A 10,816-nucleotide genomic window follows, 5' to 3' on the forward strand; every position below is an offset into this window, starting at 1 on the left:
TCACCATGGCCCCGGTCGGCATCACGACGGCCTTCGGGCGGCCGGTGGAGCCGGAGGTGTAGATGGTGTAGGCGGGGTGGCCGGGCAGCAGCGGCGCGGTCCGCTCGGCGTCGGTGATGTCGCCGTCGGCCGGGCGGGCGCCAGGGCCGTAGTCGTCGGACAGCTCCGGTTCGTCGCCGGACAGCACGAGCGCGGGCCGGCTGTCGGCGAGCATGAACGCGGTGCGTTCGGCGGGCTGGTCGGGGGCGATGGGCAGCCAGGCGGCACCGGCCTTGAGGACCGCGAGGAGCGCCACCGCCCACCGCTCGGAGCGCGGCATGGCGAGGGCGACGCGCGACTCGGGCCCGACGCCCCGGCCGATGAGGTGCCGGGCGAGCCGGTTGGCGCGGGTGTCGAGCTCCCGGTACGTGAGCGTGGTGTCCCCGTCGAGAACGGCGGGCGCGTCCGGGGTGCGGGCGGCCTGCCGCGCGAACAGGGCGGGCAGGGTGGTCCCGGGCACGTCCCGGCCGGTGGCGTTCCACTCCTCGAGCACCTTGCGGCCTTCGCCAGGGGTGAGCAGGTCGACCGTGTGCACCGGCCGGTCGCCGTCGGCGGTGACGGCCTCGGCGAGCCGCAGCAGCCGCTCGGTGATCCGGTGGGCGGTGGCCCGGTCGAACAGGTCGCCGCTGAACTCGAGTGCCGCGTCGATCCCGGCGGGGCCGCCGTCGTCGGCGCGCCGTTCGGCGAAGGACAGCAGCAGGTCGAAGCGGGCCACACCGGCGTCGACGGGCACGGTGGTGGCGGTGAGGCCGGGCAGTTCGCGCATCCCGGCGTCCCGCACGTGGTTGTCGAGGACGAGCAGGACCTGGAAGAGCGGGTGCCGGGCGGGTGAGCGCTCCGGGTTGAGCTCCTCGACGAGCCGTTCGAAGGGCACGTCCTGGTGGGCGTAGGCGGCCAGGTCCGTCTCCCGGACGCGGGCCAGCAGTTCGGCGAACGTGGGGTCGCCGGACAGGTCCGTGCGCAGCACGAGCGTGTTGACGAACACGCCGACAAGGTCCTCCACGGCTTCGTCGCCGCGGCCCGCGACGGGGCTGCCGAGCGGGATGTCGGTGCCCGCCCCGAGCCGGGACAGCAGTGCGGCGACGGCCGCCTGCAGGACCATGAACATGCTGCAGTCGTGGTCGCGGGCCAGCCGGTCCAGCCCGGCGTGCAGCCGGGCGGACACGGCGAAGTCCACGCGGTCGCCGCGGTGGGTGGGCGTGGCGGGCCGGGGCCGGTCCGTGGGGAGGGCGATCTCCTCGGGCAGCCCGGCCAGGGCGGTGCGCCAGTGGTCGAGCTGCCGGGCGACGGGCGTGTCGGTGACGCCGGCCGGGCCGTCGGCGTCACCGAGGACGCGGCGCTGCCACAGCGCGTGGTCGGCGTAGCCGACGGGCAGCGGCGCCCAGTCGGGACGGCGCCCCTCGCTCCGGGCGCTGTAGGCGCGGTGCAGGTCGCGCGCGAGGACGGGCAGCGACCAGCCGTCGGCGGCGATGTGGTGCACGAGGAGCAGCAGCACATGCTCGGGCGCGGCCGCGCCGCCCGGGTCGGGCAGCCGGAACAGCCAGGCCCGCACGGGGCGTTCGGCGGACAGGTCGAACCCGTACCGGGCGGCCTCGGCGAGGCGGGCGTCCAGTTCGTCCGGCGTCACGTCGACCGTCTCGGGGTCGAGGGGCACGGTGTCGCGGATGATCTGGTAGGGCCCTTCGGCGTCCTCGGCGAAGACGGTGCGCAGCGGCTCGTGCCGGTCGACGAGGTCGGTGAGCGCGGCGGCCAGGGCCCGCTCGTCCAGGGTGCCGGTGAGGCGCAGTGCCAGCGGCATGTTGTACGTCGCGGAGGGGCCCTCGTAGCGGTTGAGGAACCACAGTCGTGTCTGCGCGTACGACAGGGGCAACCGCTCGGGGCGGTGGCCGGCCGTGACGGCTTCGCGTGCGCGGTCGGCGGTGTCCAGGCGGGGTGCGAGCCGGGCGACGGTGGGCGCCTCGAACAGCATCCGCAGGGGCAGTTCGGTGCCGAGGGTGGTGCGGATACGGCCGACGAGCCGGGTGGCCAGGAGCGAGTGCCCGCCGAGGGCGAAGAAGTCGTCGTCGACGGTGACCCGCGGCACGCCGAGGACGTCGGCGAACAGGGCGCACAGGATCTCCTCGCGCGGGGTGCGCGGCGCCCGCCCGCCGCCGTCGGCGTCGTACGCGGGCGCGGGCAGGGATCTGCGGTCGAGCTTCCCGTTCGGGGTGAGCGGGAGCGCGTCCAGGGGTACGAACAGGGACGGCACCATGTAGTCGGGCAGGGCGCCGGCCATGTGCTCGCGCAGCGTCGCGGCCTGCGGGTCCAGGCCGTCGGCGGGCACCACGTAGGCGACCAGTCGCCGGTCGCCGGGCCGGTCCTCGCGCACCGTGGCGGCGGCCAGCCGTACGTCCGGGTGCGTGGCCAGGGCCGCCTCGACCTCGCCGAGCTCGATCCGGAAGCCGCGCAGTTTCACCTGGTCGTCGGCGCGGGAGACGAACCTCAGACGCCCGTCCGCGGTACGGCGTGCGAGGTCGCCTGTGCGGTACATACGGGCACCGGGGGCGCCGTGCGGGTGGCCGTGCGGGTCGGCGACGAACCGCTCGGACGTGAGGTCGCGGCGGTCGAGGTAGCCGCGGACGACGCCGGTTCCCGCGATGTACAGCTCGCCCACGACGCCCGGCGGGACCGGGCGCAGGGCGCGGTCGAGGACGTAGGTGCGCGTGTTGGCGATCGGGATGCCGATGTCGGGGGCCTGCTCGGCCCGCGCGTCCACCACGGAGGCGGTCGACCACACGGTGGTCTCGGTCGGCCCGTACACGTTGAGGACGGAGGCGGCGTTCCGGCGCAGGGTGCGGGCCAGGGCCGCGGGCAGTGGCTCTCCGCCGGTCAGCACGCGGATCCCATTGAGGGCGCCGGGCTCGCCGTCGGCGGTGAGCGCCTGCCAGAGGCTGGGAGTGGCCTGCATGACGGTGATGCCGTCGCCGGTGAGGAGCGCGCGCAGGGCGGCGGGGTCGCGCGCCTCGTCCCCGCCGGCGAGGACGACTTCGGCGCCGTTGAGGAGGGGGCCGAAGATCTCCAGGGCGGCGATGTCGAAGCCGACGGTGGTCACGGCGAGCAGCCGGTCGCCGGGTGCGAGACCGGCCCTGCGGCCCATGTCGTGCAGGAAGTTGACGAGTGCGCCGGACGGCACGACGACGCCCTTGGGCCGGCCGGTCGACCCGGAGGTGTAGATCACGTAGGCCGGTTGGCCGGGGTGCGCGGGTGCCGTGCGGTCCGCGTCGGCCGGCTCGTGGCCGGGCATCGCGGCCAGTTCCGCGCGGGTGCCGGGTGCGTCGAGGGCGACGACACGGCCGGCCCCGTCGGCGGGCAGGGCGTCACTGTGCTCCTGGGTGGTCAGCAGGACTCCGGGCCGGGCCTCGGCCAGCATCAGGGCGATCCGGTCGGGCGGGAAGTCCGGGTCGACGGGGAGGTAGGCGGCGCCCGTCTTGAGCACGGCGAGCAGGGCGACGACCAGCTGCTCGGTACGGGGCAGGGCGAGCGCCACGTACCGCTCGGGGCCGCAGCCGAGCGCGATGAGATGGTGGGCCAGTCGGTTGGCGGCCTCGTTCAGCTCCCGGTAGGTGAGTGTGCGGCCCCGGGTCGTCAGGGCCGCGGCGTCGGGGGTCCGCGCGGCCTGCTCCGCGAACAGCTCGGCCGGGGACGCCGCCGGGACGCCGGCCGTGGTGTCGTGGCCGCCGGTCAGCGCCTGTGCGCGTTCGGCCGGGTCCAGCAGGTCGAGGTCCGCGACGGCGGTGCCGGGCGCCCGGGTCGCGGCGTCCATGAGGCGTACGAGCCGCTCCCTGAGCAGGCGGGCGGTGTCCGCGTCGAACAGGTCGGTGGCGAACTCCAGTGAGCAGCCGATGCCCAGGGCGCCGTCGCCGCCGCGCCGCTCCCGGAACGTGAGGTACAGGTCGAACTGCGCGGTGTGTGTGCCGACCGTGAGGGGCCGTGCGGTCACGCCGGGCAGCCCTGCCGTGGCCTCGCCGGTGCCGTCGGCGGAGGCCAGCATGACTTGGAAGAGGGGGTGGCGGGAGAGGGAGCGTTCGGGCTTGAGTTCTTCCACGAGCCGTTCGAAGGGCAGGTCCTGGTGGGCGTAGGCGGCCAGGTCGGCCTCGCGGACGCGGTCCAGGAGCTCGGCGAAGGTGGGGTCACCGGAGGTGTCGGTGCGCAGCACGAGCGTGTTGACGAAGCAGCCCACCAGGTGCTCCACCGCCTCGTCGCCCCGCCCGGCCACCGGGGTGCCGATCGGCACGTCGGTGCCCGCGCCCAGCCGGGTCAGCAGGGCGGCCAGTGCCGCCTGCATCACCATGAACACGCTGACGCGGTGTTCGCGGGCCACCTTCGCCACCCGTGCGTGCAGTGCGGCCGGTACCTCGAACTCCAGGCGTTCGCCCTGGTAGGAGGCGACCGCCGGACGCGGCCGGTCCACCGGCAGTGCCAGTTCCTCCGGCAGCCCCGCCAGCCGGTGCCGCCAGAACTCCAGCTGACCGCCCAGCAGTGATCGAGGGTCGTCGCCCGAGCCCAGCACCTCACGCTGCCACACCGCGAAATCGGCGTAGTCGAGCGGGAGTTCGCGCCATGAGGGGGCCGTGTCAGTGCGGCGGGCGGAGTAGGCGGTGGCCAGGTCCTCGGCGAGGACGCGCACGGACCAGCCGTCTGCCGCGATGTGGTGTACCAGGAAGAGCAGGACGTGGTCGTCATCCGCCACCTGGAACAGCCAGGCGCGGGCGGGGATGTCGCCGGTGAGGTCGAACGGGTGCCGGGCGGCGCCGGCCAGTTCCTCCTCGAGCCGTTCGGCCTGCGTGGTGACGTGGGTCAGGTCGAGGGCGGCGTCGTCCCGGATCACCTGGTAAGGCCCGTCGGCGTCCTCGGCGAACGCGGTGCGCAGCGGCTCGTGGCGGGCCACGACGTCGTCCAGGGCGGCGCGCAGCGCGTCCCGGTCCAGGCGGCCGGACAGACGCAGCGCCATGGGCAGGTTGTAGGTGGCGCCGGGGCCCTCGAAACGGTGCAGGAACCAGAGACGCTCCTGGGCGAGGGACAGCGGCACCCGGGCGGGCCGGGGCCGGGCCGGTGTGACGGGGGTGCGGGCCGTGGCGGCGGTGTCGAGCAGCGCGGCCAGCTCCGCGACGGTGGTGGTCTCGAAGACCTGCTTGATGGAGAGTTCGGCGCCGAGGACGGTGCGGATACGGGAGACGAGCCGGGTCACCAGCAGCGAGTGACCACCCAGATCGAAGAACGAGTCGTCGACCCCCACATCAGCAACCCCGAGAACCTCCGCGAACAAGCCGCACAGGATCTCCTCACGCGGACCACGCGGCAACCGGCCCGCACTCACCCGGTACTCCGGCGCGGGCAGAGCACCACGATCCAGCTTCCCGTTCACCGACACCGGCAACGCGTCCAGCACCACCACCGCCGAAGGCACCATCCCCTCCGGCAACCGCTCACCCACCCACGAACGCACCACCCCCGCATCCACCACCACACCGGCCGACGGCACGACATACGCCACCAGACGCACATCACCCCCACCCTCGTCCCGCACCACCACCGCACACTGACCCACACCCGGCGCAGACGACACCACACCCTGCACCTCACCCAGCTCCACCCGCTGGCCCCGCACCTTCACCTGATCATCCACACGGCCCACGAACACCAGCTCACCACCGGCCGTCCACCGCACCAGGTCACCCGTGCGATACATCCGCGACCCCGACGCCCCCAACGGACACGCCACAAACCGCTCCGCCGACAACCCCGCCCGACCCCAATAACCGTGCGCCAACTGCACACCCGCCAGATACAACTCACCCACCACACCCGCAGCCACCGGCCGCAGACCCCCGTCCAGCACGAACACCGACGTGTTCCACACCGGACGGCCCATGGGCACGGGGACGGGGCCTCGCTCGTCGCCGCACTGGTAGTGGGTGACCTCGATGGAGGCCTCCGTCGGCCCGTAGAGGTTGTGCAGGCGAATGCCGAGGGTGTCGGCGAACCGGTCGCGCAGCTCACCGGGCAGGGCCTCGCCGCTGCAGAAGACCCGGGTGAGGGTCGTGCACTCGGAAGCGGCGGGCTCGGACAGGAAGACACCCAGCATGGACGGCACGAAGTGCACGCTGGTGATCCGCTCCTGCCGGATCACGTCGGCGAGGTACTCGGGGTCGCGGTGGCCGTCGGGGCGGGCCATGACGAGCGTGGCGCCGGTGATCAGCGGCCAGAAGAACTCGGGTACGGAGACGTCGAAGCCGATGGGCGTCTTCTGGAGCAGTCGGTCGTCGGGCGTCAGGGGGTCAACGGACTGGAGCCAGAGGAGGCGGTTGACGATGCCCTGGTGCGGGACGACCACACCCTTCGGACGCCCCGTCGAACCCGACGTGTACATCACATACGCAGGCCCCTCAGGCACAGCACGCGGTTCGAAATCCCCACCATCCGGAAGCGGTTCATCCACACACAGCACCGGCACCCCCACCGGCACCCGCGACACACCCTCCGCCACCGTCAGCACCACCGAAGGGGCCGCATCCTCCAACACATACCGAACCCGCTCCAGCGGATAACCCACATCCACCGGCACATACGCCGCCCCGGCCTTGTGCACCGCCAGCAACGCCACCACCAACTCCACCGACCGGGGCACCATCACACCCACCCGGTCACCCACACCCACACCACGCCCCGCCAACCACCCCGCCAACGCACACGCACGCGCATCAAGCTCCGCATACGAGACCGACACACCCTCGAACACCACCGCCGTCGCCCCCGGCGACCGCCGCACCCGCTCCACGAACAAATCCGCCAACGACACCGACGGCACCACCCGCCCCGTCGCATTCCACTCCTCCACCACCCGCCGCCGCTCACCCACCGACAGCAGCTCCACGGAGGCCACCGGCTGATCGGGATCGCGGACCAGGGCATCGAGGACGCGGCGCAGCCGGTCGAGAACGTCTCGGGCCGTGTCGTGCGCGACGGTGTCGGAGCGGTAGTCGAGCCGGAAGCCGAGCCGGTCTCCGGGAGCGGTGATCAGCGCGAGCGGGTAGTGGGTGGCGTCCCGGCTGGCGATCCGGGTGACGGGCAGCGAGCGGGTGTCGGCGGCGCCGCGGCGGGCCGCCCCGCTGGAGGGGTAGTTCTGGAAGACGCAGAGCGTGTCGAAGAGTTCGCCGGTGACGCCGGACCGGCGCTGGATCTCGGAGAGCCCGAGGTGCTGGTGGGGCAGCAGCCGGGTCTGCTCGTCCTGGAGGCGCCGCAGCATCGCCGTGAGGGTCTCGCCGCGGCTGACACGGTGCCGCAGAGGCACGGTGTTGATGAACAGGCCGACCATCGACTCGACACCGGCGACCTCGGGCGGCCGGCCGTTGACGGTGAGGCCGGTCACGACGTCGTCCCGGCCGGTGACGGAGGCGAGGACGAGAGCCCACGCGCCCTGCACGACGGTGCTGAGGGTGAGGCCGTTGTCCCGCGCCCAGCGGAGCAGGGCGGCGGTGTCACCCTCGTCGAGCTCCGTCAGCAGCTCGTCCGGGACGACGGGTGACCGGTCGGCGCCGGGCGCGACGAGCGTCGCCTCGTCGACATCGGCGAGGGCGTCGCCCCAGGCGCGCAGGGCCGCTTCGCGGTCCTGTCCGGCGAGCCAGGTCAGGTAGTCGCGGTACGGGCGCACGGGTGCCAGTGCGTCGGTGTCGCCGCCGTTCTCGTACAGCGCGAACAGGTCACGCGCGAGCAGCGGCTGCGACCAGCCGTCGTACAGCAGGTGGTGGCTGGTGAGCAGGAAGCGGTGGACACCGCCGCCGAGCCGGAGCAGTGTGCATCGCATCAGCGGCGGCCGGGACAGGTCGAAGCGGCGGGTGCGGTCCTCGGTGACGATGCGGTCCGCCTCGGCCGCGCGCTCGGCCTCGGGCAGGTGGCTGAGGTCGATCTCCCGCCAGTCGGGCTCGACATGGCGCAGCACGAGCTGCGCCCATTCGCCGCTCTTGCGCTCGCGGAAGCAGGCGCGCAGCGCGGCGTGCCGGCTCAGCAGCCCGGCGACGGCCGCGCGCAGGGCGTCCGGCTCGAAGGGGACCGCGCCACCGTGGCCAGTCAGGTCGAACACGGACTGCGCGGTGTAGACGTCGTCGCCGGAGCGGTCGTAGACGCTGTGGAAGAGGAGCCCCTCCTGCAGCGGGGAGAGCGGCAGAATGTCCTCGATGGCCTTCGGCTGTCGGCTCACTTGTGTGTCTCCCACTCCTGCGTCAGCTCGTCTTCGAACTCGTCGATCTCGCGCTGGTCGATGGACGACAGCGCCACGTCGGACGGGGTCAGTCCGCCGGCGTCGGGGCGTTGGGCGTGTGCGGCCAGGGCTTCGAGGGCCCGGAACCACAGCCGGGCGAGTTCCTCGGCCCGGTCCTCGGTCAGCAGTGCGGCCGCCCAGGTCCACACGGCCACCAGCTCGGGGCCGTGAGCGGTGTCGCGGGTGGCGGCGTTGACTTCCACGGCGTGCGGCAGCGGCATGCGCGGATCGTGGTCGGATCCGGTGTCCGTGCCCGCCACCACGGTCCAGTCGGCGGCGTCCTGGTCGGCGCCCACCGTGTAGCGGCCCAGGTAGTTGAACCCGATCCGGGGGCGGGGCCGGGCGGCGAGCCGCTGGGCCGTACGCGGGTCCAGGTAGCGGGCCAGGCCGTAGCCCATGCCCCGGTCGGGGACGGCCCGCAGTTGTTCCTTGACCCGTTTCACCAGGTCACCGGCGGCCGGTCCCGCGGCCCAGGCGTCGGCCCGGTCCAGCGAACCGGTTCCGAGACGCACCGGGTACAGGGCGGTGAACCAGCCGACGGTCCGCGACAGATCGGCGCCGCCGGCGAACTCCTCCTCGCGGCCGTGTCCTTCGACGTCGACGAGGATGTCCCCCGCCCGCTGCTGCCACTTCGCGAGGGCCAGGGTGAACGCGGCCAGCAGTACTTCGTCGGGGCCGGCGCGGAACGCGGCGGGGACGGCGCCCAGGACGGTCGAGGTGACGTCCGGTGGCAGGGTCAGGGTCAGGTGCCCGGCGGTCGCGTAGGTGTCTCGGGCCGGGTCGGGGGCCGGGAGGCCGGTCGGCGGGTCGGGCGTGTCGAGGACGGCCTCCCACCGGGCGAGTTCGGTGTCGGGCCGGGTGGCGGCCAGTTCGGCCAGCCTTGTCGCCCAGCCGCGCAGCGAGGTGCCCACGGGCTGGAGCCGCGGTGCGTCGCCCGCGGCGTCGGCCCGCCAGGCCTCGGCGAGGTCGGGCAGGAGGATGCGCCAGGACACTCCGTCGACGGCGAGGTGGTGCACGGCCAGCAGCAGCCGTCCCTGCTTGTCGGGTCCCGCGTCGAACCAGACGGCCTGCACCATCCTGCCGTCACGGGGGGCGAGCCGGGTGCGCGCCGCGGTGCCCTCGCTCAGCACGGTCCGGCGCGCTGCCTCGTCGTCGAGGCCGGACACGTCGACCCGGTGGAGGACGTCCGCCGCGCGCGGACCGGGCCCGTCGGGGATCTCCAGCCGCCAGGCGGCCGCCCCCGCACCGGTGACGTCGGCATCGTCGATGCGGAGCGTCATGCGGAGAGCGTCGTGGTGGTCCAGGACCGCCTGGAGTGCCCGTTCCAGCCGCTCGGGGCCGGCCCCGGCGGGGGTGCGGATCAGCTGGGACTGGCTGAAGTGGTCGATGGGACCGGCGAGTTCGGCAAACCAGTGGGTGATCGGCAGGGGCGGTACAGGGCCGGTTCCACCGGGTTCGTCGACCGGACCACCGGTGTGTCCGCCGGCCTCGCGCACAGTGTGGGCGAGCGCCGCGACCGTCTGATGCTCGAACACCTCACGGACGGTCAGCTCGAGGCCGGCGCGCCGCGCCCGGCTGACCAGCTGGATGGCCATGATGCTGTCACCGCCGAGCGCGAAGAAGCCCTCGTCGATGCCGATCTCGTCCTGCCCGAGCACCTCGCCGAACAGCGCGCACAGGGCCTCCTCGCACGCTGTGCGGGGGCCGCGGCGCCGGGTCTCGTCGCCGTACACAGGTCGGGGCAGCGCCCGTTGGTCGATCTTGCCGTTGGGGGTGAGCGGCAGGGTGTCCAACGGCACGATCGCCAGGGGCACCATGTAGTCGGGCAGGTCCTGCGCGAGGTGTTCGCGCAGGTCGGCGGTGTCCGGGAGAGCGGCGGCACCGGCGGCCGGCACGGCGTAGGCGACGAGACGCTTGTCACCGGGCCGGTCCTCGCGCACCACGACGGCACATTGTCCGACGTCGGGATGACGGGCCAATGTCGCTTCGATCTCGCCGAGTTCGATGCGGAAGCCGCGGATCTTGACCTGATGATCCGCACGCCCGAGGTATTCCAGACCGCCGCCGCGCAGGCGGCGTGCCAGGTCCCCGGTGCGATACATCCGCGAACCGTCACCCGCGAACGGATCCGCGACGAACCGCTCGGACGTCAGCCCCGCACGATCCAGATAACCCGTCGCAGGCCCCCGCCCACCGACATACATCTCCCCCAGCACCCCGAACGGCACCGGACGCAACCACTCGTCCAGCACATACACCCGCAGATCCGGAATACCCTCACCGATCAGACTCCGCGACTGACCCGCCGCCAGCTCCCCACTCATCGGCAGATACGTCACATGCACGGTCGTCTCAGTGATCCCGTACATGTTCACCAGCACCGGCCCACGATCACCATGACGCGCGAACCAGTCCGCCAACCGGGAGGGTTCCAGCGCCTCACCACCGAACACCACATACCGCAACGCGAGATCGGCACCC

2 protein-coding genes (1 of these 2 cut by a window edge) are annotated in these 10,816 nt (G+C 73.2%); both read right to left on the reverse strand.

Going from position 1 to position 10,816, the window contains the following annotated elements:
• Positions 1-8,275: the beginning of a non-ribosomal peptide synthase/polyketide synthase gene (locus tag ACFT32_RS08070; protein WP_382486975.1), read on the reverse strand. It extends 9,194 nt beyond the left edge of the window; the window shows 8,275 of its 17,469 coding nt (coding positions 1-8,275); the start codon lies at positions 8,273-8,275; its stop codon lies off the left edge, out of view.
• Positions 8,272-10,816 (reverse strand): condensation domain-containing protein (locus ACFT32_RS08075; protein ID WP_382486977.1); only part of this gene is annotated, 2,545 nt, incomplete at its 5' end. The genes ACFT32_RS08075 and ACFT32_RS08070, both read right to left, overlap by 4 nt.

The organism is Streptomyces sp. NPDC057002 (assembly GCF_042673825.1).
Classification (GTDB): Bacteria; Actinomycetota; Actinomycetes; order Streptomycetales; family Streptomycetaceae; genus Streptomyces.